Raw genomic sequence first — 24,909 nt, 5'->3', positions numbered from 1 at the left:
GTCTGGAAGGATCGCCCGCATGACCGCCACCCGCGCGCACCCCGCCAGGAACGCGTCACCGCGTACGGCCAGAGCCATCAACGACCGGCTCGCCCTGCGCCTGCTCCAGCAGGAAGGGCCGCTCACCGCCGCGCAGTTGAAGGAGCTCACCGGGCTCTCCCGGCCCAGCGTCGCCGACCTCGTCGAGCGCCTCCAGGAGTCCGGCCTGATCGAGGTCGTCGGGGAGTCGGGCGCCGCGCGCCGCGGCCCGAACGCGCGCGTCTACGGCATCGTCGCAAACCGCGCCCATGTCGCCGGGCTCGACGTGCGGGTGGACAGCGTCGGCGTGGAGATCGCCGACCTCCTCGGCCACACCGTCACCCGGGCCGCGCTGACCGTCGCCCCGGACGCCGACCCGGCCGCCACCGTCGAACGCGGCGTGCACCTGCTGCTCGGCGCGGCCGGCGGCACCGCCCTGCACACCGTCGCCTGCGGCGCGCCCGGCCTGGTCAACCCGGTCACCGGGCGGCTCGCCGTCACCGGCGAACTGCCCGCCTGGCACGGCGACCTCGTCGACGAGGTCCGCCGCAGGAGCGGGGTGCCGGTGCTGCTGGAGAACGAGGTCAACCTCGCCGCGGTCGCCGAGCAGCGGGTGCGCGGCGGCGCCCCCGACGAGACGTTCGTCCTGCTGTGGATCGGCGGCGGAGTCGGCGCCGCCCTCGTACTCGACGGGCGGCTGCGGCGCGGCTTCTCCGGCGGCGCGGGCGAGGTCGGCTTCCTGCCGGTGTCCACCTCCGGGCGGCTGCCCACCGCCACCAACTGCGACGACGGCTTCCACGGGCTCACCGGCAGCCGCGCGGTGTGCGCGCTGGCCGCCGAGCACGGCATCCGCACCGCCGCCCCCGCCGACGCCGCGGCCGCCGCGGACGCGGTGCGCACCGGGACCCCCGGCTTCCTCGACGAGCTGGCCGCCCGGATCGCGGTGGGCGCCTCCGCGATCTGCGCGGTCCTCGACCCCGGGCTGCTGGTGCTGGCGGGCGAGGTGGGGGCGGCCGGCGGCCAGGACCTCGCCGACCGCGTCGGCGACCGGCTGGCCCGCCTCTCCCCGCTGCGGACCACGGTGGTGCCCACCGCGATCCCGTCCGGCCCCATCCTGCGCGGCGCGGTCATCACGGCGATGGACTCGGCCCAGGAGGCGGTCTTCGCCCCCGCGGGCTGAGATCCCGCGGGCTGAGATCCCGAGGGGCGAGATCCGGTACGGGGCCGGGCCGCGGCGGCGTTCCGGTGCTGATCCCCGCCACGGCGCGGAGCCGTACCGGTGCGGGAACGGAGGAACGCCCTGGTGACGGCTGTGGCGGCGCGGGCGGGTGGGGCGGCGCGCCCGCGCGCGCCGGGCGGCCGCAGTGGCGGAGCACACACCCGCCGGGGGAGGAGTGCGGTGAAACGCCCTGGAGCCGTGCCGGTCCGGCGTGGCAGACTGGGGGACGTACTTAGTGACGTACGCGCACTCCGGGGTCGGTGTAATTCCGAACCGGCGGTTACAGTCCGCGACCCGACCGCATCCAGCGGCCGGTTGACCAGGTGAAATTCCTGGACCGACGGTGAAAGTCCGGATGGGAGGCAGTGCGCGGCGGGCGTTCACGACGGTGCGCCGCCACGGCGGCAGGTCGGGTCGATCTGCCGGTGCCGCAAGGTGGGGTGTCGGGTGTGTACGCGCGTCGAAGCCCCGGAGTTCCGTGCCCGATGCGGCAGGAGGACCCGGTGGCCACCACCACGGAAACCGACGCGATGCGCCGAGCCGTCGCGCTCTCCGCACGCGCCCTCGGCGCGACCGCCCCCAACCCCGTCGTCGGCTGTGTGATCCTCGACGCCGCCGGCAGGCCCGTCGGCGAGGGCTGGCACCGCAGGGCGGGCGGCCCGCACGCCGAGATCCACGCGCTGGAGGCGGCCGGGCCCGCGGCCCGCGGCGGCACCGCCGTCGTCACCCTCGAACCCTGCAACCACACCGGCCGGACCGGCCCCTGCGCCGTGGCGCTCGTCGAGGCCGGGGTCGCCCGTGTCGTCTACGCCGTGGCCGACCCCAGTCCCGCCGCGTCCGGCGGCGCCGCGACCCTGCGGGCCGCGGGAATCGACGTCGAGGGCGGGCTGCTCGCCGCCGAGGCCGAGGCCGTCAACACCGCGTGGCTCACCTCGGTGCGCCGCGGCCGCCCGTACGTGCTGTGGAAGTACGCGGCCACGCTGGACGGCCGGATCGCCGCCGCGGACGGCAGCAGCCGGTGGATCACCTCCGCGGAGTCCCGCGCCGACGTGCACCGGCTGCGCGCGCGGGCCGACGCGGTCGTCGTCGGCTCCGGCACCCTGCTCGCCGACGACCCGCACCTCGCGGTGCGCGGTGTCGAGGGCGCGGTGCAGCCGCTGCGGGTCGTCGTCGACACCCGGGCGCGCATCCGTCCCGGCGCGCGGGTCCTGGACGACGCGGCGCCCACGCTCGTCGCCGTCGCCAAGGACGCCGACACCGCCCACCTCGACGCCCTCGACGGGCCCGAGACCGTCCGCCTGCCGTACGGGCCCGGCCCCACCCGCGGGCTGGACGTCACCGCGCTGCTCGCCGAACTGCACGCCCGCGGCGTCCGCTCCGTCCTGCTGGAGGGCGGGCCGACGCTCGCCGGGGCCTTCGTGGCCGCCGGGGCCGTGGACACCGTCGTCGGCTATCTCGCGCCCGCCCTGCTGGGCGCGGGGCCGGGCGCTCTCGGCCCGGCAGGAATCAGCACCCTCGCGCAGGCGTTGCGGCTCGACGTGACCGACGTCGCCCGCCTCGGGCCCGACCTGCGTATCACCGCCGTCCCCACTGCTGCACAGGAGAAGTGACGTGTTCACCGGAATCGTCGAAGAACTGGGTGAGATCACCGCGGTCGAGGAGCAGTCCGACGCCGCCCGCTTCACCGTCCGCGGACCCGTCGTCACCGAGGGGGCGAAGCACGGCGACTCGATCGCCGTCAACGGGGTGTGCCTGACCGTCGTGGACCTCGGCGACGGCAGCTTCACCGCCGACGTCATGGACGAGACGCTCAAGCGCTCCAGCCTCGGCGCCCTGCGCCCCGGCTCCCGCGTCAACCTGGAGCGCCCGATGGCGCTCGGCGGCCGCCTTGGCGGACACCTGGTGCAGGGGCACGTGGACGGCACGGGCACGGTGCTGGAGCGCACCCCGGGCGAGCACTGGGAGATCGTGAAGATCTCGCTGCCCGCCGACCTGGCCCGCTACGTCGTCGAGAAGGGCTCGATCACCGTGGACGGCATCAGCCTGACCGTCGTGGACGCCGCCGCCGACCACTTCACCGTCAGCCTCATCCCGACCACCCTGGAGCTGACGACGCTCGGTGTGAAGCAGCCCGGCGACCCGGTCAACCTGGAGGTCGACGTCATCGCCAAGTACGTCGAGCGCATGCTCGGCGCGACCGGCTCCGGGGCCGCCGGAGATGTGCGATGAGCGCGCTGCACTGGCTCGACGCCGAGGCGTTCACCGCCTTCGACCAGCACGTCATGTGGTCCGACATGATCGGCAACCTGCTGGGCCTGGCCGCGCTCGCGCTCGGCTGGCGGCGGGCGATGCTGACCTGGCCCGTCCAGCTGCTGTCCGGTGTGGTGCTGGTCGCCGCGTTCTGGTCGGCGCACCTGGGCGGCGGGGTCGGCAAGCAGTTCGTCGTCATCACCGTCGCGGTGTGGGGCTGGTACCGCTGGCGCGGCGGCCGTACCGACGACGCCGGGCGGGTCGCGATCCGCTTCGCGACCTGGCGGGAGCGCGCCGTGCTGGTCGTCGCCACGGGAGCCGGTACCGCCGCGGTCGCCGGGCTCTTCCTGGCCTACCCGTCGCTGTCGTGGAACCCGTGGCCGGACGCGTACATCTTCACCGGCACGCTCGCCGCGATGTACGCCCAGGCGCGCGGCTGGGTCGAGTTCTGGTTCGCGTGGCTGGCCGTCGACGTGGTCGGCGTGCCGCTCAACTTCCACAGCGGCCTGCCCTTCTCGGGGCTGGTCTACATCGTCTACTTCGTCCTGGTCATCGCCGGGATGTACGCCTGGTGGCAGCAGACCCGCCGGCCCGACGCCGGGGCCCGGGTCCGCCCGAGCAGCACCGTCGCGGAAGGAGTGACGGCATGAGCGCCGTGACCGCACTGCAGGACGACTGGTACGACGACGAGGACCTGCGCCTGGACCCGGTGGAGCGGGCCATCGCCGACATCGCCGCGGGCCGGCCGATCGTCGTCGTCGACGACGAGAACCGGGAGAACGAGGGCGATCTGATCGTCGCCGCGGAGAAGATCACCCCGGAGATCGTGGCCTTCATGATGACCGAGTGCCGCGGGCTGATCTGCGTCCCGCTGGAGGCGCCCGACCTGGACCGGCTGGAGCTGCCGCAGATGGTGGACTCCAACACCGAGTCCATGCGGACCGCCTTCACCGTCTCCGTCGACGCCGGGCCCGAGCACGGCGTGACCACCGGCATCTCGGCCGCCGACCGCGCCACCACCATCCGGCTGCTGGCCGAGTCCACCAGCGTGCCCGGCGACTTCGTCCGCCCCGGCCACGTCTTCCCGCTGCGCGCCCGCAGCGGCGGCGTGCTCACCCGCCCCGGCCACACCGAGGCCGGAGTGGACCTCGCCCGGCTCGCCGGACTGCGCCCGGCCGCGGCGATCGTGGAGATCGCCCGCGAGGACGGCACCATGGCCCGGCTGCCCGACCTGGTGCCCTTCGCCCGCAAGCACGGCCTGGCCATCATCTCCATCGAGGACCTGATCGCCTACCGCCGCTCCGCCGAGCCGACCGTGCGCCGCGAGGCGTCCACGACGCTGCCCACCGCGTACGGCGACTTCCGCGCGTACGGCTACCGCAGCACCGCCGACGGTGTCGAGCACATCGCGCTGGTCGCCGGGGACATCGGCGAGGGCGACGACGGCACCGACGTGCTGGTGCGCGTCCACTCCGAGTGCCTGACCGGCGACGTCTTCGGCTCGCAGCGCTGCGACTGCGGCCCGCAGCTCCAGGCGGCACTGCGCCGGATCGCCGAGGAGGGCCGCGGCGTGGTGCTGTACCTGCGCGGGCACGAGGGCCGCGGCATCGGCCTGCTGTCCAAGCTGCGCGCGTACGAGCTGCAGGAGCGCGGCCGCGACACCCTGGACGCCAACCTCGAACTCGGCCTGCCCGCCGACGCGCGCGACTACGGCGCCGCCGCCCAGGTGCTGGCCGACCTCGGGGTGCGCTCGCTGCGGCTGATCACCAACAACCCCGCCAAGACCGGCGCGCTGGTCCGGCACGGCCTCGACGTCCTGGGACGCGAGCCGATGCCGGTCGGGGCCGGGGAGCACAATCTGCGGTACCTGCGGACCAAGCGCGACCGGATGGGGCACGACCTGCCCTGGCTGGACACCGTGGCCCGCCCCCGCACCGTCGAGGCCGGCAACGGCACTGAGCACCGAGGAGACAAGTGAGCGGCAAGGGCGCCCCCGAGCTGACCGTCAAGAACTGCGGCGACCTGAGGGTGGCGGTGATCGCGGCCCAGTGGCACCAGCAGGTCATGGACGGCCTCGTGGACGGGGCGATGCGCGCCCTGCACGACCTCGGCATCGAGGAGCCGACGCTGCTGCGCGTGCCGGGCAGCTTCGAACTGCCCGTCGTCGCCAAGGCGACGGCCGCCCGCGGCTACGACGCGGTCGTCGCCCTCGGGGTCATCATCCGCGGCGGCACCCCGCACTTCGAGTACGTCTCGCAGGGCGTCACCGCCGGGCTCACCCAGGTCACCGTGGACACCGGCGTACCGGTCGGCTTCGGCGTGCTGACCTGCGACACCGAGGAGCAGGCGCTGGACCGCGCCGGACTTCCCGGGTCGAACGAGGACAAGGGCCATGAAGCGGTCACCGCCGCGGTGGCCACCGCGACCGTGATCCGTTCACTATCCGAGCCGTGGCGCTGACCGGTCCGCGCTTCCCCGTACGCTAGGGACCACCATGGCCAACAAGACATTCGAGCAGCTCTTCACCGAGCTGCAGCACAAGGCCGCCACGGCCGACCCCAGCACGTCCCGGACCGCCGAGCTGGTCGGCAAGGGCGTGCACGCGATCGGCAAGAAGGTGGTCGAGGAGGCCGCCGAGGTGTGGATGGCAGCGGAGTACGAGGGCGCTGCCGCCACCGCCGAGGAGATCTCCCAACTGCTGTACCACGTCCAGGTGATGATGGTCGCCCGCGGCATCTCGCTGGACGACGTGTACGCGCATCTGTGAGCCGTGCGGCCCGCGCCACCCGCGCGCGGGCCGCACGCGCACGCCCGCGTACCCGCACGTACCCCTTGTCCCACCCCGCCCTGACACCGCTCCGAGCGAAGGAACCCCACCCCATGCTGCGCATCGCCGTCCCCAACAAGGGCTCGCTGTCCGGACCCGCGGCGGCCATGCTCCATGAGGCCGGCTACCGGCAGCGCAAGGAGTCCAAGGAGCTGGTGCTGTTCGACAGCGCCAACGACGTGGAGTTCTTCTACCTGCGCCCGCGCGACATCGCCATCTACGTCGCCTCCGGCCGCCTCGACATCGGCATCACCGGCCGCGACCTGCTGCTGGACTCCGGCGCCAGCGCCGAGGAGATCCTCCAGCTCGGCTTCGCCCGCTCCACCTTCCGCTACGCCGCCCGCCCCGGCACCGCGGCCGGCGTCGCCGACCTCGGCGGCATGACCGTCGCCACCTCCTACGAGGGCGTCGTCGAGAAGCACCTCGCCGACAACGGCGTCGCCGCCACCGTCGTCCACCTCGACGGCGCCGTGGAGACCGCGATCCAGCTCGGCGTCGCCCAGGTCATCGCGGACGTCGTGGAGACCGGCACCTCGCTGCGCAACGCGGGCCTGGAGACCTTCGGCGAGCCGATCATGGCCTCCGAGGCGGTCGTCGTCCGCCCGGTCGGCGCGCCCGCCGGCGACCCCAAGGTGCAGAAGTTCCTGCGCCGGCTCCAGGGCGTCCTGGTCGCCCGGCGCTACGTGATGATGGACTACGACATCCGCGCCGAGCACGTCGACCAGGCCGTGGCCCTCACCCCGGGCCTGGAGTCGCCGACCGTCTCCCCGCTGCACCACGAGGGCTGGGTCGCGGTGCGGGCGATGGTCCCCACCACCGACGCCCAGCGGATCATGGACGAGCTGTACGACCTCGGCGCCCGCGCGATCCTGACCACCGGCATCCACGCCGCCCGGCTGTGACCGCCCCCGACGGCGGCGGCGCGGGCCACGGACGGCCGCCCGCCCCCGCCGCCGCCGCCGTCGAGCGGCTCCCGCTCACCTTCCGGCCGCTGCTCACCCGTGTGGTCCTGCTCACGGTCGGCGTGCTGCTGCTCGCCACGCTGAGCACCCTCGCGGTGCTCATGCCGTCCGAGGGCGCCTCGCCGTGGACCACCGGCGACCGGGTCAGCATCGCCGTCGTCGGGGTCCTCGCACTGGGCGTCCTCATGCTGCTCAGCCGCCCCAAGGCGGTCGCCGACCGGGCCGGGCTCACCGTCGTCAACGTGATCGTCAGCCGCCGCCTGGCCTGGGCGGAGATCCTCGGCGTACGGCTGCGTCCGGGCGACGCCTGGGTGCACCTGGACCTCGCCGACGGCACCACGCTGGCCGTCATGGGCATCCAGCCCGGTATCGCCCGCCGGCAGGCCCTCGTCGACGCCCGGCTGCTGCGCGAACTGGTCACCGCGCTCGGTGAGGCACCTGTCGACAGGCGTGACGCACGGTGAAGCGGGCGTCCGGCCTGCGGTGAAGCCGTCGTGAAGGCGCCGTCCGCCGTCCTTCGCGGTCGGCGGACCGTTGACTACTCTTGACCTGGGCCGTGCGTCACGCGCGGCCCGCCGACCTGCCCGCCCTACCGAGGAGTGACACCCACACCCCGATGGACGCACCGTCCGGTAGTACCAGCGCCGCCCCTCCCGCACGAAAACCCGGAGCGGCGGCCTCATGAGCACGTCCCTGCTGCTGCTCGCAGCGGCCTTCGTCCTGATCATCGCCAACGGCTTCTTCGTCGCCGCCGAATTCGGCCTGGTGACCGTGGAGCGCCCGGCCGCCGAACGCGCCGCGGCCGAGGGCGACCGGCGCGCGGCCGGCGTCGTCGCCGCCCTGCGCAAACTGTCCTTCCAGCTGTCCGGCACCCAGCTCGGCATCACCATCACCTCGCTGGTCGTCGGCATGCTCGCCGAACCCGCCCTCGCCGACCTGCTCACCGGCCCCATCCGGGCCGCCGGCATCCCGCACGGCGCCGCTGCCGGCATCGCCGTCGTCGCCGGCATGCTGGCCGCCGCCGCGGTGCAGATGGTGATCGGCGAGCTGGTCCCCAAGAACTGGGCGGTCTCCCGGCCGCTCGCCGTCGCCCGGATGGTCGCCGGGCCGCAGCGGGCCTTCTCCCGCGCCTTCCGGCCGGTCATCGAGCTGCTCAACGGCGCCGCCAACCGCCTGGTGCGGATGCTCGGCGTGGAGCCCGCCGACGAGCTGGCCTCCGCCCGCACCCCCACCGAGCTGGTCTCGCTGGCCCGGCACTCCGCGCGGGCCGGCGCGCTCGAACAGGACACCGCCGACCTGTTCGTCCGCACCCTGTCCCTCGGCGACCTCATCGCGGAGCACGTGATGACCCCGCGCGTGCGGGTGAGCGCCCTGGAGGACACCGCGACCGCCGCGGACGTGCTCAACCTCACCCGCGCCACCGGCCTGTCCCGCTTCCCCGTCTACCGCGACCGGCTCGACGACATCGTCGGCATGGTGCACCTCAAGGACGCCCTCGCGGTGCCCGCCGAGCTGCGCGACCGCACCGCCGTCAGCCGCATCGCGGTCGTCCCGCTGCTGGTGCCCGAGACGCTCGCCGCGCAGCCGCTGCTGGAACTGCTGCGCAGCCAGCAGCCCATCGCCGTGGTCGTCGACGAGTACGGCGGCACCGCCGGGGTCGTCACCCTGGAGGACATCGTCGAGGAACTCGTCGGCGAGGTCCGCGACGAGCACGACGCCGTCGACCTGCCCGAACTGGCGCAGGCTCCGCCGGAGGACGGCCGCCCCGCGTGGGACGCCGACGGCGGCTGCCGCGTCGACACGCTCGCCAGGATCGGCCTGGAAGCGCCCGAGGGCCCCTACGAGACCGTCGCCGGGCTGGTCGCCGACCTGCTCGGACGGATCCCCGCGGTGGGCGACACCGCGGACCTGCCCGGCTGGCGGCTGCGCGTCGCCGAGGTCGGGCACCACCGCGCCGAGCGGGTCCGCATCCTGCGCACCGCCCCCGCGCCGGACGCCACCGCGGACGAGGCGGGGGGTGAGGCCCGGTGAACGCGCTGATGCTCGTCCTCGCACTGCTGCTGGTCCTCGCCAACGGCTTCTTCGTCGGCGCCGAATTCGCCCTGGTCTCGGTCCGCCGCAGCCAGATCGAACCGCTCGCCGCGACCCACCGCGGCGCCCGGCGGGTGCTGTACGGGCTGGAGAACCTGCCGCAGATGATGGCCGCCGCCCAGTTCGGCGTCACCGTCTGCTCGCTGACCCTCGGCGCGGTCGCCGAGCCGACCGTCGCCCACCTGCTGGAACCGGTCTTCTCCGCCGTCCGCGTGCCGGAGGACCTGGTCCACCCGATCGGCTACGTGCTCGCGCTGGCCCTCGTGGTCTTCCTGCACCTGGTCATCGGCGAGCTGGTCCCGAAGAACCTGGCCATGGCCGACCCGGAGAAGACCGCGCTGTGGCTCAGCCCCGGACTCGTCGGCTTCGCCCGGGTCTTCCAGCCCGTCATCGTGGTGCTCGGCGCCGGTGCGCGGCTCATCCTGCGCGCCTTCCACGTCGAGCCCAAGGACGAGGTCGAGTCCGTCTTCACCAGCGCCGAACTGACGGTGCTGGTCGAGGACGCCCGGCGGGCCGGACTGCTGGACTCCGACGAGCAGGAACGTCTGGAGGACGCCCTGGAACTGGGCAGCCGCCCGGTCACCGAGGTACTGCTCACGCCCGACGAGCTGATCACCCTGGCCCCCACGGCGACGGCGAAGGAGGTCGAGGAGCTGACCGTACGGACCGGCTACTCGCGCTTCCCGGTCGCCGCCGAGTCCGGCACGGGCTACCTCGGCTACCTGCACGTCAAGGACGTCCTGGACCTGGAGGACCAGGACCGCCCGGTGCCGCGCCGGCTGTGGCGGCCCATCACCACGCTGCGGGCCGACCTGCCGCTGGACGACGCGCTCACCTCGATGCGCCGGGCCGCCTCGCACCTCGCGGCCGTCGCCGAGCCGGGCGGCCGGGTGCTCGGCCTGGTCGCGCTGGAGGACGTCCTGGAGATGCTGGTGGGCGAGGTGCGGGACCCCTCGCACCCGGCGCACCGCACGATGCCGGGCGAACTCGTCCGCTGACCCCGGACACCCCGCCGCCGGACCCCGCTACTCCGCGGGGTCCGGCGGCGGCACTCCCGGGCCGCGGCCCGAGAGCACCTCGCCGTACGCCTGCATCAGGTCCGGCAGCCGCAGCGTCGCCAGCTCGTCCCGGGTCGGCGTCGCCGGGTACTCCGACAGCCGCAGGTCGCGGTACGCGCAGCTCTTCTCGTACAGGGTGCGCAGCAGCCGGCCGTTGCCCAGCTCGTCGATCCAGCCCTGCTCCACCACATGGCCGCTGATCGCGCGCAGCTCGTCGATCGCCTCGTCGTCCCAGTGGTCGCCGTTCTCCGCGGCCAGCACCTCGCCGATCCGGGTCAGCTCGTTCGGACGGTAGCTCGGGAAGTCCACCCGGGTGGTGAAGCGCGAGCCAAGGCCCGGGTTGGCGGCGAGCAGCCGGTCCATGCCCTCGGGGTAGCCCGCCAGGATCACCACCAGCCGGTCCCGGTTGTCCTCGGCCCGCTTCAGCAGCACCTGGAGGGCCTCGTCGCCGTACGCGTCACCCTTGCTGTAACCGGAGTTGGACAGCGCGTACGCCTCGTCCACGAACAGCACGCCGCCCAGCGCCGAGTCGATCAGCTCATTGGCCTTGACCGCGGTCTGGCCCAGGAACTCCCCGACCAGATCGGACCGCTGCGCCTCCACCAGGTGGTCGCCGCCGAGCAGGCCCAACGCGTAGAACACCCGGCCCAGTATCCGGGCCACCGTGGTCTTGCCCGTGCCCGAGGGGCCGGAGAAGACGAAGTGGCGTTTCGGCGGCTGCACCGGCAGCCCCTGCCCGGCCCGCAGCCGGGCCATCCGCAACTGCGCCGACAGCGCCCGCACCTGGCGCTTCACCGGCTCCAGGCCCACCATCCGGTCCAGCTCCGCGAGCGCCTGCGCCAGCAGCGCCGGATCCGAGCCGCCGAGCGGCAGCGGGATCTGCGGGGCGCCCGCCAGCGGGGCGGCGCCGCGGTCGCGCGGGTCCTCCTCCAGCGGGCCCGGCGGGACCAGCAGCACATCGTCCACCTCGACGGGCTCCGGCACGGCGGGCGGCCGGCCCTCGCCCGGATCCGCGTACAGCCCGGCCTCCAGGTCCGTACCGCCCTCCGGCACCGCCTGCCCGCCCGCCAGCGACACCGCGGTGGCCAGGCCCGCGCTCTCGTCGAGGCCGTCGTCCGTCTCGTGTATCGCCGCCAGCCGCGCGGCGGTGTCCATGAACGCCGGATCCACCCGGTGCACCGCCCGGTACAGCGGTACGGCCGCGGCGGTACGGCCCGTGCCCTCGTACGCCCTGGCCAGCCAGTACCGCAGCTCCTTGCGCTGCGGCTGCTCGCTGCGGCAGCGCATCAGCGCCGCGGACAGCAGCGGTTCGGCCTGCCCGCACATCTCCAGGCGCACCCGCGCCATCCCGCCGAACAGGCCCGCCTCGATCCCCAGCAGCTGGTCGCCCAGCAGCGGCTCGGTGTGCCGGACCAGATGCTCCCAGTCCTTGACCAGATACGCCCGGCAGGCGTGCAGGAAACGCACCTGCGGATCGGTGTCCACCGGAGGGCAGTCCGCGAGCGCGCGGTCCAGCTCGGCGACATGCCGTCCGTCCAGCCAGTGGCTCGCGTGCGCGAGCAGCAGATCACGGCTGGTCTCCAGCACCGGCTGCACCCACCAGCCCAGCCAGTACCAGGAGTTCAGCGTACGGCGGTGGGCGGCGCGCTGCTCGCCGAAGCGGTCGCGGTGCCGGTACATCTGGAGCAGGGCCGTCGCGGTGTCCGCGCGCAGCGCGTGCAGGCCGAGCCAGGCGTCGGCCATCCCCGCGTCCAGCCGGACCGCGGTCCTGAACTCCTCCTCGGCCTGGGCGTAGGCGCCCACGGTGTACGCGTCGATGCCGCGCAGCCAGGCGAGATCGGCAGGGCCGCCCGCGCGGTCGGTGCCGAAGTCCATGTGGTCCCCACCCTCGTTGCCCCGCGCCCCTCGCCGACGGCTCCCGCCGCCAACCGGAAGGCGACACGCAGGAGTTGAAGCAGGTGGTGACTCCCCAGGGCACCACCGCGACCCCTCCGCATCGTACCCGCGAAGCGGGCGGGGCCGTAGAGTGCGTGGCCCCTGCGGGGTTGCTCCCGGGTGGCTGCGCCTTGCGCTGGGGCTTCCCGCTTACCCCGGCGGGGGGCACGCGCTCCCCGGGCGGGGGCGCGGGCCGGTGGCGCTCCGGGGGGCGTGGTGCGGTGCGGTGTGCGACCTTGCGGTGGGTGGGGGGTTGCTCGCGCAGTTCCTCGCGCCCCTTTTCGCGGCGCCGCCGTCGCTGGGTCGGGGGCCGCCACGGGGCACCTCCTCGGAATGCGCGTTCGGCCTCTTCCCGTGTGGGTGAGCCACTTGCAGCGCATTCCTGCGGGGGCACCCCGCACCGTCCCCCTCCGGGCCGGTTCGGTGGCTGCCTGCCGGTGGGGGGCGAGGGTTCTCGTCTTTAGGGGCGCGGCTGCGGGGGAGGGCACCCGTTTTCAGGGGCGCGGGGAACTGCGCGCTCAGCCCCCACCGGCGGAAAGGCGAACTGGCCACCCCGCGTGGCAATCACCCGGGGGCGCGTGGGGGAGAACGGGGCGACCGGCCACGACGGTGGCGCAAAAGGAGGGGTAGACGGAGCCCCCGGTCACGGGGGAACAACCGGGGGCTCCGTGCTACGGAAAGCGGTCTTCCGGGACCGCTTGGTTGAAAACGTAATTGCTCGCCGCCAAGCGGTCAAGCCGTCTCCGCAGGTCCCCGCACGGGGCCGCGCACCGCGCGGTAGCCGTCGTCCGTCTGATGGACCAGCAGGTCCGCGAAGGGCCGGGTCGGGTCGGAGGCGAAATGCGCGTCCTCCGCGGCGGACCACCCGGTCCAGAAGTGTTCGAGGGCGGGACCGTCCCGCCGTATCCCGCGGCCCCGCGCGGTCACGCGGTCGACTTCCAGCCACAGCGTGAGCGCGAGGTGCGGGCGCAGGGCGAGGCGTCCGGCTCCGACACCCTCGACGAGCACGACCGGGGCCGCCGGGACGTCGCGGGTGGACGCGAACCGCCGGGCCGTCCAGTCGTAGACCTCGTGCCGCGCCGCGCGCCCCGCGGCGAAGAGGCCGACGACCTGCGCCGCGAACCGCTCCTCCCAGTCGAACGGCTCCTCGTGCGTGGCGAGGTCGTCGGTGTGCACGACGGGCACCCCGTCGAGTTCCGCGGCGAGCCGCCCCGCCAGCGTGGTCTTGCCCGAGCCCGCGTGGCCGTCGACGGCGACCAGCCGGACCGGGCCGCAGGACGGTGGCAGCACGCCCAGTTCCGCGGCCAGCTCGCGCAGCGACAGGCCCTGTTCGTCGTCCATGTCCCAGGACCCTACGCGACCCGCCGGGCGCCCCGGCCGCACACCGTCCGGGCGGCGCGCGGCGTGCCGGAAAATATCGGCGTCCGGAGCGGGCGGGGCGTTTACCGTGGGCGGCGTGACCGTTACCGAGCAGAATGCCGACGCGCTCCACCCCGCCGAGCGCCTCACCCTCGCCAGGAAGGCTGCGGGCGACGCCGGCCTCGACGCGCTGCTGATCTCGCCGGGCGCGGACCTGCGGTATCTGACCGGCTACCAGGCGCTCCCGCTGGAGCGGCTGACGTGCCTGGTGGTGCCCGCCGAGGCCGACCCGTTCCTGGTGGTGCCCGCGCTGGAGCGCCCCGCCGCGACGGCCTCCCCGGCCGGCGCCCTGGCCCTGGACATCACCGGCTTCGCCGAGACCGACGACGCCTACGCGATGATCGCCCGCCGGCTGCCCGCGGGCGTCCGCCGCTTCGCGGTCGACAACCACATGTGGGCGGAGAAGCTGCTGGCCTTCCAGGCGGCACTGCCGGAGGCCCAGGCGTGCCTGGCGGGCGACGTGCTGACGGAGCTGCGGATGCGCAAGAGCCCGGCGGAGGTGGCCGCGCTGCGCCGCGCGGGCGCGGCGATCGACCGGGTGCACCGCCGGGTGGGGGAGTGGCTGCGCCCCGGCCGCACCGAGCGCGAGGTCGCCCGTGACATCGCCGACGCCATCATCGAGGCGGGCCACGTGACCGTGGACTTCGTCATCGTCGGCTCGGGCCCGAACAGTGCGAGCCCGCACCACGAGGTGTCCGACCGGGTCATCCGCACCGGCGACCCGGTCGTGGTCGACATCGGCGGCACCACCGCGGACGGCTACTGCTCGGACTCCACCCGCACCTACGCCGTCGGCGAGCCCCCCGCGGGCTTCCGCGAGCTGTACGCGGTGCTGCTGCGCGCGCAGACCACGCAGACCGAGGCGGTGCGGCCCGGCGTCACCGCCGAGCAGCTCGACGCGGTGGGCCGCGACATCATCACCGCCGCCGGCTACGGCGAGCACTTCATCCACCGCACCGGGCACGGCATCGGAATGGAGTCGCACGAGGAGCCGTACATCGTGGCGGGCAGCAGCCGACCGCTCGCGCCCGGCATGGCGTTCTCGATCGAGCCCGGCATCTATCTGCCCGACACGTACGGCGCGCGCATCGAGGACATCGCGGTGTGCACCGAGGACGGCGGCGAGCGGCTGAATCTGACCGGGCGCGACCTGGTCGTGCTGCCCGGCTGAACGGTGGCCCGGCGCCACTGGAACAGACCAATGACGGTGCCGCCACGCGGCCGGAAAGCCTGGTGGAAGGGCGGGTCGTGCTGCCATGGTGGTGCGACCTGCCCGCCGGCGGCGCGCAGGGGTGCCCACGCCTGTCCGGGCACGCCCAGGAACGAGCAACGCCGAGGGAAACGAAGGGGATTCAGCCATGACCAGTAACGCGCCCCGCCGTACCGTCATCACCGCGGCGCTGGCCGCCGCGGCAGCGGCCGCCACCACCGCCGTCGCGCGGCCCGCGGCCGCGGCGCCCGCCGCGGCGGGCACGCCCGGCGCCGCGCAGCACGGGCACGGCGGCGCAGCCGCGCCCGACGACGCACCGGTCGACTACCACGGCTGGACGACCTTCCCCGACTGGCTGTTCGGCGCGCACTCCGGCACCCGCCCGGTGCCCGGCGCGCGGCCCGGCCTGGAGATCGGCCGGGCCACCGGCTCGCTGGACTACACCGACCCGCACACCGGCACCACCGCGACCTGGGAGTCCGCGTCGTGGACCTCGCCGGTGCGCAAGGTGCCGCACCCGGCGACCGAGCTGATCGCGTCCTGGAACGCGCACACCCCGGCGGGCACCTGGCTCCAGGTCGAGCTGCTCGGCACGTACACCGACGGCACCGCGACCCCGGCGTACGTCATGGGCCGCTGGACGGCGGGCGACGGGCCCGAGGACATCCGGCGCACCTCCGTGGACGACCAGACCGACGGCAAGAGCAGCATCTGGACGGACACCTTCTCCATCGACGACGCCGCGGCCGGCCCGCTGCTCGCGTCGTACCGGCTGCGCCTGACCCTCTTCCGCAAGCCCGGCAGCAAGCTGACGCCCACGGTGTGGCGGCTCGGCGCGATGGCCTCGAACATCCCGGACCGCTTCACCGTGCCGGCCTCGGTGCCCGGGGTCGCGACGGGCGTGGAACTGCCCGTGCCCGCGTACTCGCAGAACATCCACAAGGGCCAGTACCCGGAGTACGACAACGGCGGCGAGGCGTGGTGCAGCCCGACGTCGTCGACGATGGTCATCGAGTACTGGGGCCGCGGCCCCACCGCGGAGCAGCTGGCGTGGGTCGACCCCGCGTACGCCGACCCGCAGGTCGACCAGGGCGCCCGCTACACGTACGACTACCAGTACGAGGGCTGCGGCAACTGGCCCTTCAACGCGGCCTACGCGGCCACCTACCGGGACATGCAGGGCGTCATCACCCGGCTGCACTCCCTCAACGACGTCGAGACGCTCATCGCCGCCGGCATCCCGGTGATAACGTCCCAGTCCTTCCTGGCCTCCGAGCTGGACGGCGCCGGCTACGGCACGTCCGGCCACCTGATGGCCCTGGTCGGCTTCACGGCGGAGGGCGACGTGGTCGCCAACGACCCCGCGAGCGACAGCGACGCGGTGGTCCGCAACGTCTACAAGCGGGCGCAGTTCGAAACGATCTGGCTCCGCACCAAGCGCATCAACGCCACCGGCGGCACGAGCGGCGGCACCGGCGGCGTCTGCTACCTCTACTTCCCCGCCCGCCCCACCCCCCGCCAACGCCGCGCCCTCGCCTCCGTCGGCGTGATCTGACCCCCCGCCCGGGGGACGGACCCCACGGCCCGCCCCCCGGCATCCCCTTGCCACACCAGCGACACGTTCCTCCGCCGTCAGGTGCGAGCCGCCCATGTGCCGCCCCCCCGGCGCTTCCCCTGCCGCACCACGTCCGGCGCGAGTCGCCTGCGTGCCGCTTCGCCCCTGACGCCCGTCTTCGCCGCGGCAGCGGCACGTCCCCACCTCCGGCGCGGGTCGCCCGCGTGCCGCTTCGCCCCGGCGAGGGTGTACGCCGCGGCAGCGGCATTTTCCCTGCGTCCGGCACGGAGCGCCTACTGCCGCTTCGCCGTGTCCCCGCCCCCGCCGCGGCAGCGGCACGTCCTCGCCTCCCGGCGCGGGTCGCCTACGTGCCGCTCCACCCCGGCACGGGTGTGCCCGGCGCCTGCCGCGGCAGCAGCACGTCCCCCACGCCCGGCGCGGAGCGCCTACGTGCTGCTTCGCCCCCGGCGAGGGAGTTCGCCGCGGCAGCGGCATGTTCCCAACTACCGGCGCGGAGCGCCCACGTGCCGCTTCTGCCACAAATTGGTCTCGACCAATTTGTGGGTTGCTCTAAAGGTCTGGACCAACTCATTGACGGGTTCGTGTCAGCGCTGGATTCTGCTGGCACGTTCCCCCACAGGAGGTTCCCGACGTGAAGCGTCTCCAAGCACTGGGTTCGGGCGTGGCCGCTGCCGCGCTCGCCGTGGCCGGGCTGGGTGCCGTGGCCACGGTCGGCGCCGGGCAGGCGGACGGCGCCACGGCGGCGTCGTCCGCCCTGGGCAGCCAGTGGTACGCCGCCGCCCCGTATCTGATGCCGACCGACAACAATCCGCCGGACGCGACCGCGATCATGGACGCCACCGGCCTGAAGGCCTTCCAGCTCGCGTTCATCCTGGCCCCCAACGGCGGTGGCTGTACGCCGACATGGAGCGGTACGAGCGCGGTCTCGTCCGACACCGCGGTCGGCAACGTCATCTCCGCGATCCGCGCCAAGGGCGGTGACGTCTCCGTCTCGATCGGCGGCTACGGCGGCACCAAGCTCGGCCAGGCCTGCTCCGACGCGGCCTCGACCGCGGCCGCCTACCAGCAGGTCATCAACAAGTACCAGCTCAAGGCGATGGACTTCGACCTGGAGGAGCCGGAGTACGAGAACACCGCGGCCGTCGCGCACGAGATCGGCGCGGCCAAGATCCTCCAGCAGAACAACCCGGGCCTGTACATCTCGGTGACCACCGCGGGCACCGCGGCCGGCACCGGCTGGTTCGGCCAGCAGATGCTCAACGAGGCCAAGTCGCAGGGCTTCACGCCCAACAACTTCTCCATCATGCCCTTCGACGGCGGCTTCAACGGTGCCGCCGCCCAGACCGCGGCGCTCACCGCCTTCAACGGCCTGCTGAAGACCACCTTCGGCTGGGACACCGCGACGGCGTACGCCCACGAGGGCTTCTCCGGCATGAACGGCCGCAGCGACGCGGGCGAGTACTTCTACCAGGCGGACTTCCAGACCGTGCTGGACTACGCGACCAGCCACGGCATGGCCCGCTTCACCTTCTGGTCCCTCAACCGGGACCGGCAGTGCACCCCGCCGGACAACCAGACCACCTCGGGCACGTGCAGCAGCGTGCCGCAGAGCAACTGGGAGTTCGCGAAGTTCTCGGTGAAGTTCGCGGGCGCCACCCCGCCCACCAACCCGCCGACGACGCCGCCGACCACCCCGCCGACCTCGCCCGGCGGTGGCGGCACCTGCACCGCCGCCCAGTGGAGCGCCTCCGCGGTCTACACGGGCGGCAACGAGGTCGCGCACAACGGCCACCTGTGGAAGGCCAAGTGGTGGACGACCAACGAGGAGCCCGGCACCACCGGCGAGTGGGGCGTGTGGCAGGACGAGGGCGCCTGCTGACCGCAGCGTGACGACACCCGGCCCGCAGAGATTGGCCGGAAATCGCTGAAGGGCCCGCGGCGTGAGGTGCCGCGGGCCCGTCATCGTGACGGGGCTTGCCCGCTTCCTCTGCGCGAATTCGCCGTGGCGCGTTTTCGCACCTGCACATGCCGGTGGTTGTTGACCGAAAACGGACGTAGCGTCTCCGGTTGGTTGTTTCGCTCCGAACATACGATCAGTAGCCTCACAGGGACAAGCGGCCTCCCGTCCGCGACAGTTGCTCCGGACGCGTCCACCCCGGCCCCTCGACCTGGAGACTCCCACCGTGACTGAGCGACCCTCCTGGGCACCCCCCGGTATCGACATCAACGTGCCCAGCGTGTCGCGGGTGTACGACTACTTCCTGGGCGGCTCGCACAACTTCGAGGTGGACCGGGACGCGGCCCGCAAGGCCATCGAGGCCATGCCGGGCATCCCCAAGCTGGGGCAGGCCAACCGGGCGATGATGCGCCGCGCGGTGCGCTACGCGGTGGGCCGCGGCATCACCCAGTTCCTCGACATCGGCTCGGGCATACCGACCTTCGGCAACGTCCACGAGGTCGTGCACGCTCTGAACCCCGAGGCGAACGTCGTCTACGTCGACAACGACCCGGTCGCCGTCGAGCACAGCAAGGCGGTGCTCGACGGCAACAAGCACGCCACGATCGCCGCGGCCGACCTGCGCGACCCGCGCGGCGTCCTGGACCACCCCGAGACCCGGCGGCTGCTGGATCTCGGGCAGCCGGTCGCGCTGCTGCTCGTCGCGGTGCTGCACTTCCTGTCCGAGGACGAGGACGACGCGTACGGCGTGGTCGCCACCCTCCGCGACGCCCTCGCGCCCGGCAGCGTGCTGGTCGTCACCCACGGCACGCAGCAGACCGAGATGAACGAGGACCAGGACGAGGCCGTCAAGATCTACCGGCGCACCCGGACCCCGCTGATCCTGCGCTCGCCGCAGGAGGTGGAACGCTTCTTCACCGGATTCGAGCTGCTGGAGCCCGGTGTCGTGACGCTCCCGTACTGGCGCCCCGACTCCCCGCCCGGGGACGACATCGATCCCGCCGTGCTGGCCGGGCTGTCCGGCGTGGGGCTGAAGGCGTGACGCTGCGACCGGTCCTCGCCGGGTACGGACCGGGCCCGGCGACGGCGGTGGACGACGACAGCCTGGCCCGGTTCGCGGCGATCTGGAGCCGGGCGGTCTACCCGGTGACGGCCACCTCGATGACCAAGGCGGAGTTCGAGGCGCACCTCCTGCCGCTGGCCGCGGTGCTGCGCGACGCCCTGCACGCCGAGCGCTTCGAGCCGCGCGCGGCCGTCCAGGTCGGCACCGGACTGGTCGCCGCGCACTGCACCGACCCCGAGGCGCTGCCCAGCATCCTCGGCGTCATCGACGCCTACCTCGTCCTCTACTGCGGTCCCGGCCCCGAGCTGGGCCTGCCCGCCGACGAGTGCCGGGCGCGCTGCGCCCGGCTGCAGCACGCGGTCGCCGTCGGCTTCGCCCACGCGCTGCGCGAACGCACCCTGCGCGAGCAGGAGTCCATCTCGCGCGCCGCCCTCAACGCCAAGAGCGAGGCGGAGAGTGCGCTCGCCGCGAGCGAGGCCCGCTTCCGGGCGGTCTTCGAGACCGCCGCCGTCGGCATCGGCATCGCCGACCTCGACGGCACCATCCTGGAGCTCAACGCGGCCCTGGTGCGGATGTTCGGCAGCGAGTCCTTCATCCGGCAGCGCAGGACCGCCGACTGGCTGCACCCGGAGAACTCCACCGACACCGAGGGCGTCAACCGCGAACTGGTCACCGGTGAGCGCGACCACTACCAGATCGAGAAGGCCTACCCGCGTGCCGACGGCTCGGTGCTGTGGGCCGACGTCCAGGTGTCGCTGCTGCGGGACGCCGCCGGGCGGCCGCGCTACCAGCTCGCGCTGCTCGACGACGTGACCGAGCGCCGTCGGCTGCTGGAGCGGCTGCGCCACCAGGCCACCCACGACGCGCTCACCGCGCTGCCCAACCGGGCACTGTTCTTCGAACGCCTCGACCAGGCCCTGGAGGAGCCCGCCGACGGGCCGTCCCGCCAGATCGGGGTGTGCTACCTGGACCTCGACGGCTTCAAGGCCGTCAACGACAGCCTCGGTCACGCCGTCGGCGACCGGCTGCTGCTCGCCGTCGCGGACCGGCTGCGCGAGTGCGTCACCTCGCCGGACCAGCTCGTCGCGCGGATCGGCGGCGACGAGTTCGTGGCGCTGTACGCCGACCCGCCCGACCGGCGGGCCGTCACCGACCTGGCCGCGCGCATCCTGGGCGCGCTGTCCACCCCGGTCCTGCTGGACGACCGCCAGCTCACCGTGCACGGCAGCCTCGGCCTCGTGCACGGCCCGGTCGGCGGCCGCGGCCCGGCCGACATCCTGCGCAGCGCCGACATCACGATGTACCGCGCGAAGGAGCGCGGCGGCAACCGCTACGAGGTCGCCGACGCGGACGCCGACGCCCGCGCCATCACCCGGCACGGCCTGACCAACCAGCTGCCCAGCGCGCTGCGCCACCACGAGTTCTTCGTGGAGTACCAGCCGCTCATCGCCCTGGAGGACAACTCCGTGCTCGGCGCCGAGGCGCTGGTGCGGTGGAGCCACCCGGTGCACGGCGTCCTCGGGCCCGACCGGTTCATCCCGCTCGCCGAGAGCACCGGGCAGATCGTGCCGCTCGGCCGCTGGGTGCTGGAGCAGGCCGTCCGGCAGGCCCAGGAGTGGCGGCAGGACCTGCACTGCCCGGGGCCCCCGCCGCGGATCAACGTCAACCTCTCGCCCGTGCAGCTCGGCCACCGCGGTCTGGTCTCCGACGTCGCCGCGGTCCTCGGCGAGAGCGGCCTGGAGCCGAGCGCGCTGTGCCTCGAAGTGACCGAGAGCGCCCTGATCGGCGCCGACAAGGACGCCCTCGAACCGCTGCGGCGGATCGCCGATCTCGGCGTCGCCATAGCGCTGGACGACTTCGGCACCGGCTACTCCAACCTCGCCTCGCTGCGCTGGCTCCCGGTCAGCGTGCTCAAGCTCGACCGCGCGTTCACCCGCGGCATGCGGTGCAAGCCGGCCGACCCGATGGAGTTCAAGATCGTCGAGTGTGTCGTCACCCTCGCGCACGCCCTCGGCCTCACCGTCACCGTCGAGGGCGTCGAGACCCGCGTCCAGGCCGACCACCTGCGCGCACTGGGCTGCGACACCGCCCAGGGCTGGTACTACGGCAAGGCCGGACCCGCCGACCGGCTGCACAAGCTCACCCTCGCCGACGCCGGCTGACGCGCCTGACGCGCCTGACGCGGCACCGGCCCGCGGCACGGCGGCGCTGTCCGGGCACCGCCCCCCGCTGTGATGAAATCCCCTGGTACGCCGTCATCCGCACCAGGGAGTTCCGCTGAGCACCGCAGCCGCAGAGACGCTGTCCGTGGCCGCGCTGCTGCTCGTCCTGGGCTTCGCCGTGCTGCGCCCGCACGGCTGGCCGGAGGCCGCCGCCGCGGTGCCCGCCGCGGTGCTGCTGGCCGCCGTCGGGGCCGTGCCGCTCTCCGCCGCCTGGCACCAGATCCGCGAACTGGCCCCCGTCGTCGGCTTCCTCGCCGCGGTGCTCGTGCTCGCCGAGCTGTGCGCCGACGACGGGCTCTTCACCGCCGCGGGCGACGCCATCTCGCAGGCCTGCCACGGGCGCCCGCAGCGGCTGCTCGCGGGCGTCTTCGCCGTCGCCGCCGTGGTGACCGCGGTGCTCAGCCTGGACGCCACGGTCGTGCTGCTCACCCCCGTCGTCATCGCGACCGCCGCGCGGGCCGGGGCGCGCGCCCGCCCGCACGTCTACGCGTGCGCGCACCTGGCCAACTCCGGCTCCCTGCTGCTGCCGGTGTCCAACCTGACCAACCTGCTGGCCTTCACCGCCGCGGGCATCACCTTCACCCGCTTCGCGCTGCTGATGGCGGTGCCCTGGCTGCTGGCCGTCGGCATCGAATACGCCGTCTTCCGCCGTTTCTTCGCCGCCGACCTCGCGGTCGTCGAGCACCCGCCGGAGCGCGGCGAGCCGCCCGCCGTCCCCGTCGTCACCCTCGTGGTGCTCGGCCTGACGCTGGCCGGCTTCGCCGTCACCTCGCTCGCCGGGATCAACCCGGCCTGGGCCGCGCTCGGCGGCGCGCTGGTGCTGGGGGTGCGCGCCCTGTACCGCGGGCGGGCCACCGTGCCCAGCCTGGTGAAGGCGGCCGGGCCGCTGTTCTGCCTGTTCGTGCTGGCGCTCGGCGTCGTCGTCGAGGCGGTCGTGCGCAATGGGCTGTCCGACGCGGCCGACGCGGTGCTGCCGAACGGCGACAGCCTGCCCGCGCTGCTCGGGGTCGCCGCGTTCTCCGCCGTGCTGGCCAACCTGATCAACAACCTGCCGGCCACCCTCGCGCTGCTGCCGCTCGCCGAGTCCGGCGGCGCGGGGCCGGTGCTCGCCGTGCTCATCGGCGTCAACCTCGGGCCCAACCTCAGCTACGCCGGGTCGCTCGCCACCCTGCTGTGGCGCCGCGTGCTGCACGACCACGGGGCCGACGCGAAGCTCGGCACCTTCACCCGGCTGGGGCTGCTCACCGTGCCGCCCACCCTGGTCGCCGCGACCGCCGCGCTGTGGGCGGGCCTGCGCCTCACCGGCACCTGACGGGCGCCCCGCTCAGCTCGTCTTCCGCAGGACGGTCGGCGACCCGGGGGCCGTGGAGCCGGGTGCCAGCTGCAGGTGCGTGGCATCGGTCATGGACAGCGTGTAGACGCGGCCGTCGGCGCAGTGCAGATCGGAATCGCGGTCGGTGGGCACGCTGGTGACCGCCTCGAAGGTCATCATGTCGCCCTGCACACCGGTGAGCCGCAGATCCTCGGTGCAGCCGTTGTCCACACCGGAGTCGGGTACGGGAATGTTGCTGACCTGCTTGCCGACGGTGCTGCCACGGCTGCCGCCCCGCAGGGTGAGCGTGACCTTGACCGAGCTGCTGCCCTGCGAGTAGCTCCCCGGACCCTCGCCGTACCAGGTGCCGACCCACGCCGCGGGCAGCCGGTCCCCGGCGGTGGCCGCGGACGCCCCGGACGACGTGCTGCCCGTGCCCTTGCCGCCCGTGTCGCCGCCCGAGCCGCCGTCGCCGCCCGATCCGGAGCCCAGGTTCTGGCTGAGCACCACGGCCAGCACCGCCACGACCGCCACCGCGCCGCCGGCCGCCGCGAGCAGCGGGCCGTTCGCGCGCCGCCGCCCCGGCGTGGCGGGGGAGGCGGGCGCGCCGCCGTAGGGGTGCCCCGCCGTCGGGGCCGCGACCGTGGGCCGGACCGGCTGCGGGTGCGGGGCGGTGTGCGGGGCAGTGAGCGGGGCGGGCCCGGTCGGATAGGCCGTGGTGCCCGGACCGTACGGCGAGGGGCCGAGGTCCGCGGCGGGCGCCGCGCCCAGCGCCGCCCGGGTCTGCGCCTCCCGGGCCGCCAGGTCCGCCGCCAGCTCCGAAGCGGCCGCGGGCCACCCGCCGGTGGCGCCGCCGCCGGGCAGCAGCTCGGCGGCGGTCCGGGCGTCGGGGCGCTCCGCCGGGCTCTTGGCCAGGCACGCGCGGAGCATCGGCAGCAGCTCGGCGGGCACACCCTCCAGGTCCGGGTCCTCGTGCACCACCCGGTAGAGCAGCGCCGGCGCGGAGACCTCCTCGCCGGGGTGCTGGAAGGGCCCGTGCCCGGTGGCCGCGTACACCAGCACCGCGGCCAGCGCGAAGAGGTCGCCCGGCTCGGCCGCCGAGCCCGCCGTGGCCTGCTCGGGCGCCATGTAGCCGGGGGAGCCGATCATCCCGCCGGTGCTGGTGTGCCGGGTGTCCTCCGCCGCGCGGGCGATGCCGAAGTCGATGAGCAGCGGCCGCCGCGCGGCCAGCAGCACGTTGGACGGCTTGACGTCGCGGTGCGCGAGCCCCGCCTCGTGGACGGTCCGCAGCGCCCCGCACAGCTCGGCGGCCAGGGCGGTCACCGCCCGCGCGGGCAGCGGGCCGTGGGCGGCGACCCGGTCGGAGAGCGACGGCGCCGGGACGTACTCGGTCGCCAGCCACTGCGGACCGCTGCCGGGCGGGCTGAAGTCGACCACCGCGACCGTCCACGGCGAGCGCACCCGGTCGGCGTTGCGGATCTCCTGGGCGAACCGGGCGCCGAAGCCGGGATCGAGCGCGAACTCCGGCCGTACGGTCTTCAGCGCCAGGGCCCGGCCCGCCGGGGTCCGGGCGAGGAACACCTGCCCCATCCCGCCCGCCCCGAGCCGCGCGAACAAGGGATATCCGCCGATCGACCGCGGGTCTCCGGCTTGCAGCCTCTCCATGGGCCGAGCGTACGACGGCGCGCCCCGCCCGGCCCCGCCGTTCCGGAAACCCGCGGATCTTCACCTGGCCCCCGTCCGGCGGCGGCGCACCGGTGACGTGCGCCGCCGCGTCCGGCATACTCCAA

At 74.2% G+C, this 24,909-nt stretch carries 20 protein-coding genes and 1 riboswitch; of the genes, 17 read left to right on the top strand and 3 right to left on the bottom strand.

The genetic code is table 11. The features are described 5' to 3' along the window. Positions 1-19: 19 nt before the first annotated feature. The 11 genes from ACWERV_RS11660 to ACWERV_RS11610 all read left to right on the top strand — a co-directional run bounded on the left by ACWERV_RS11660 (position 20) and on the right by ACWERV_RS11610 (position 10,365). Complete coding sequence (locus ACWERV_RS11660; RefSeq protein ID WP_452931687.1) at positions 20-1,198, top strand: ROK family transcriptional regulator; 1,179 nt, start codon at positions 20-22, stop codon at positions 1,196-1,198. Between the two features lie 281 nt (positions 1,199-1,479). After that, a riboswitch (FMN riboswitch) is annotated at positions 1,480-1,610 on the top strand. A gap of 130 nt (positions 1,611-1,740) precedes the next feature. Beyond that, entirely contained in the window at positions 1,741-2,847 is a 1,107-nt protein-coding gene (gene ribD / locus ACWERV_RS11655; protein WP_452931685.1) for a bifunctional diaminohydroxyphosphoribosylaminopyrimidine deaminase/5-amino-6-(5-phosphoribosylamino)uracil reductase RibD, read from the top strand. Position 2,848: 1 nt separating this feature from the next. Next, positions 2,849-3,466, top strand: coding sequence for a riboflavin synthase (locus ACWERV_RS11650; RefSeq protein WP_452931682.1), 618 nt, complete (start codon positions 2,849-2,851; stop codon positions 3,464-3,466). Then, positions 3,463-4,137, top strand: a complete 675-nt coding sequence (locus ACWERV_RS11645; protein ID WP_452931679.1) for a nicotinamide mononucleotide transporter family protein — start codon at positions 3,463-3,465, stop codon at positions 4,135-4,137. Before ACWERV_RS11650 ends, ACWERV_RS11645 begins: the two co-directional genes overlap by 4 nt. Continuing rightward, the gene (locus ACWERV_RS11640; protein WP_398180179.1) at positions 4,134-5,465 is read left to right on the top strand and encodes a bifunctional 3,4-dihydroxy-2-butanone-4-phosphate synthase/GTP cyclohydrolase II; all 1,332 of its coding nucleotides are present in this window, start codon (positions 4,134-4,136) and stop codon (positions 5,463-5,465) included. Before ACWERV_RS11645 ends, ACWERV_RS11640 begins: the two co-directional genes overlap by 4 nt. Continuing rightward, entirely contained in the window at positions 5,462-5,947 is a 486-nt protein-coding gene (ribH, locus tag ACWERV_RS11635; protein ID WP_398180176.1) for a 6,7-dimethyl-8-ribityllumazine synthase, read from the top strand. The genes ACWERV_RS11640 and ribH overlap by 4 nt, the downstream gene beginning before the upstream one ends. Before the next feature lie 34 nt (positions 5,948-5,981). Continuing rightward, positions 5,982-6,254 carry a phosphoribosyl-ATP diphosphatase gene (locus ACWERV_RS11630; RefSeq protein ID WP_031517613.1) on the top strand — a complete coding sequence of 91 codons (273 nt, stop codon included), beginning with the start codon at positions 5,982-5,984 and terminating at the stop codon, positions 6,252-6,254. A 113-nt stretch (positions 6,255-6,367) separates the two neighbouring features. Further along, positions 6,368-7,216 (top strand): ATP phosphoribosyltransferase, encoded by an 849-nt coding sequence (hisG, locus tag ACWERV_RS11625; protein ID WP_398180173.1) that lies wholly within the window; start codon positions 6,368-6,370, stop codon positions 7,214-7,216. Continuing rightward, positions 7,213-7,740 (top strand): PH domain-containing protein, encoded by a 528-nt coding sequence (locus ACWERV_RS11620; RefSeq protein WP_452931675.1) that lies wholly within the window; start codon positions 7,213-7,215, stop codon positions 7,738-7,740. Before hisG ends, ACWERV_RS11620 begins: the two co-directional genes overlap by 4 nt. Before the next feature lie 217 nt (positions 7,741-7,957). Then, positions 7,958-9,307 carry a hemolysin family protein gene (locus ACWERV_RS11615; RefSeq protein WP_398180166.1) on the top strand — a complete coding sequence of 450 codons (1,350 nt, stop codon included), beginning with the start codon at positions 7,958-7,960 and terminating at the stop codon, positions 9,305-9,307. 8 nt (positions 9,308-9,315) lie between these two features. Then, positions 9,316-10,365, top strand: a complete 1,050-nt coding sequence (locus ACWERV_RS11610; RefSeq protein WP_452931837.1) for a hemolysin family protein — start codon at positions 9,316-9,318, stop codon at positions 10,363-10,365. Positions 10,366-10,392: 27 nt separating this feature from the next. On the opposite strand, the gene ACWERV_RS11605 is transcribed toward ACWERV_RS11610, so the two are convergent. Together ACWERV_RS11605 and ACWERV_RS11600 are read right to left on the bottom strand one after the other, a co-directional pair. Beyond that, on the bottom strand, positions 10,393-12,300 hold the full coding sequence (locus ACWERV_RS11605; RefSeq protein WP_398180164.1) for an AAA family ATPase: 1,908 nt from the start codon (positions 12,298-12,300) through the stop codon (positions 10,393-10,395). Positions 12,301-13,092: 792 nt separating this feature from the next. Then, positions 13,093-13,701 (bottom strand): uridine kinase family protein, encoded by a 609-nt coding sequence (locus ACWERV_RS11600; protein ID WP_452931672.1) that lies wholly within the window; start codon positions 13,699-13,701, stop codon positions 13,093-13,095. A 115-nt stretch (positions 13,702-13,816) separates the two neighbouring features. Here ACWERV_RS11600 and ACWERV_RS11595 point away from each other — a divergent pair, with 115 nt between their 5' ends. The 6 genes from ACWERV_RS11595 to ACWERV_RS11570 all read left to right on the top strand — a co-directional run bounded on the left by ACWERV_RS11595 (position 13,817) and on the right by ACWERV_RS11570 (position 23,119). Continuing rightward, complete coding sequence (locus ACWERV_RS11595) at positions 13,817-14,950, top strand: M24 family metallopeptidase (protein ID WP_452931670.1); 1,134 nt, start codon at positions 13,817-13,819, stop codon at positions 14,948-14,950. A 187-nt stretch (positions 14,951-15,137) separates the two neighbouring features. After that, complete coding sequence (locus tag ACWERV_RS11590) at positions 15,138-16,544, top strand: peptidase C39 family protein (protein ID WP_452931667.1); 1,407 nt, start codon at positions 15,138-15,140, stop codon at positions 16,542-16,544. 652 nt (positions 16,545-17,196) lie between these two features. Continuing rightward, complete coding sequence (locus ACWERV_RS11585; RefSeq protein WP_452931664.1) at positions 17,197-18,444, top strand: carbohydrate-binding protein; 1,248 nt, start codon at positions 17,197-17,199, stop codon at positions 18,442-18,444. Between the two features lie 304 nt (positions 18,445-18,748). Beyond that, a complete protein-coding gene (locus ACWERV_RS11580; RefSeq protein WP_398180147.1) occupies positions 18,749-19,564 on the top strand; it encodes an SAM-dependent methyltransferase in 816 nt (271 codons plus the stop codon). 2 nt (positions 19,565-19,566) lie between these two features. Then, positions 19,567-21,747 carry a putative bifunctional diguanylate cyclase/phosphodiesterase gene (locus tag ACWERV_RS11575; RefSeq protein WP_452931834.1) on the top strand — a complete coding sequence of 727 codons (2,181 nt, stop codon included), beginning with the start codon at positions 19,567-19,569 and terminating at the stop codon, positions 21,745-21,747. Between the two features lie 115 nt (positions 21,748-21,862). After that, complete coding sequence (locus ACWERV_RS11570; RefSeq protein WP_452931831.1) at positions 21,863-23,119, top strand: SLC13 family permease; 1,257 nt, start codon at positions 21,863-21,865, stop codon at positions 23,117-23,119. Positions 23,120-23,131: 12 nt separating this feature from the next. On the opposite strand, the gene ACWERV_RS11565 is transcribed toward ACWERV_RS11570, so the two are convergent. Further along, positions 23,132-24,784 (bottom strand): serine/threonine-protein kinase, encoded by a 1,653-nt coding sequence (locus tag ACWERV_RS11565; protein ID WP_452931661.1) that lies wholly within the window; start codon positions 24,782-24,784, stop codon positions 23,132-23,134. Positions 24,785-24,909: the final 125 nt, after the last annotated feature.

The sequence above is a fragment of the Streptomyces sp. NPDC004031 genome, from assembly GCF_053604375.1.
The sequence above is the reverse complement of the archived record's forward strand: the minus strand, read 5'-3'. Positions and strand labels throughout refer to the sequence as shown.

Bases quoted from the DNA above. Each gene is read 5' to 3' on its own strand.
- ACWERV_RS11660 (WP_452931687.1), top strand. From the start codon at position 20: ATGACCGCCACCCGCGCGCACCCCGCCAGGAACGCGTCACCGCGTACG.
- ACWERV_RS11645 (WP_452931679.1), top strand. From the start codon at position 3,463: ATGAGCGCGCTGCACTGGCTCGACGCCGAGGCGTTCACCGCCTTCGAC.
- ACWERV_RS11640 (WP_398180179.1), top strand. From the start codon at position 4,134: ATGAGCGCCGTGACCGCACTGCAGGACGACTGGTACGACGACGAGGAC.
- ACWERV_RS11630 (WP_031517613.1), top strand. From the start codon at position 5,982: ATGGCCAACAAGACATTCGAGCAGCTCTTCACCGAGCTGCAGCACAAG.
- hisG (WP_398180173.1), top strand. From the start codon at position 6,368: ATGCTGCGCATCGCCGTCCCCAACAAGGGCTCGCTGTCCGGACCCGCG.
- ACWERV_RS11615 (WP_398180166.1), top strand. From the start codon at position 7,958: ATGAGCACGTCCCTGCTGCTGCTCGCAGCGGCCTTCGTCCTGATCATC.
- ACWERV_RS11610 (WP_452931837.1), top strand. From the start codon at position 9,316: ATGCTCGTCCTCGCACTGCTGCTGGTCCTCGCCAACGGCTTCTTCGTC.
- ACWERV_RS11605 (WP_398180164.1), bottom strand. From the start codon at position 12,300: ATGGACTTCGGCACCGACCGCGCGGGCGGCCCTGCCGATCTCGCCTGG.
- ACWERV_RS11600 (WP_452931672.1), bottom strand. From the start codon at position 13,701: ATGGACGACGAACAGGGCCTGTCGCTGCGCGAGCTGGCCGCGGAACTG.
- ACWERV_RS11590 (WP_452931667.1), top strand. From the start codon at position 15,138: ATGACCAGTAACGCGCCCCGCCGTACCGTCATCACCGCGGCGCTGGCC.
- ACWERV_RS11565 (WP_452931661.1), bottom strand. From the start codon at position 24,784: ATGGAGAGGCTGCAAGCCGGAGACCCGCGGTCGATCGGCGGATATCCC.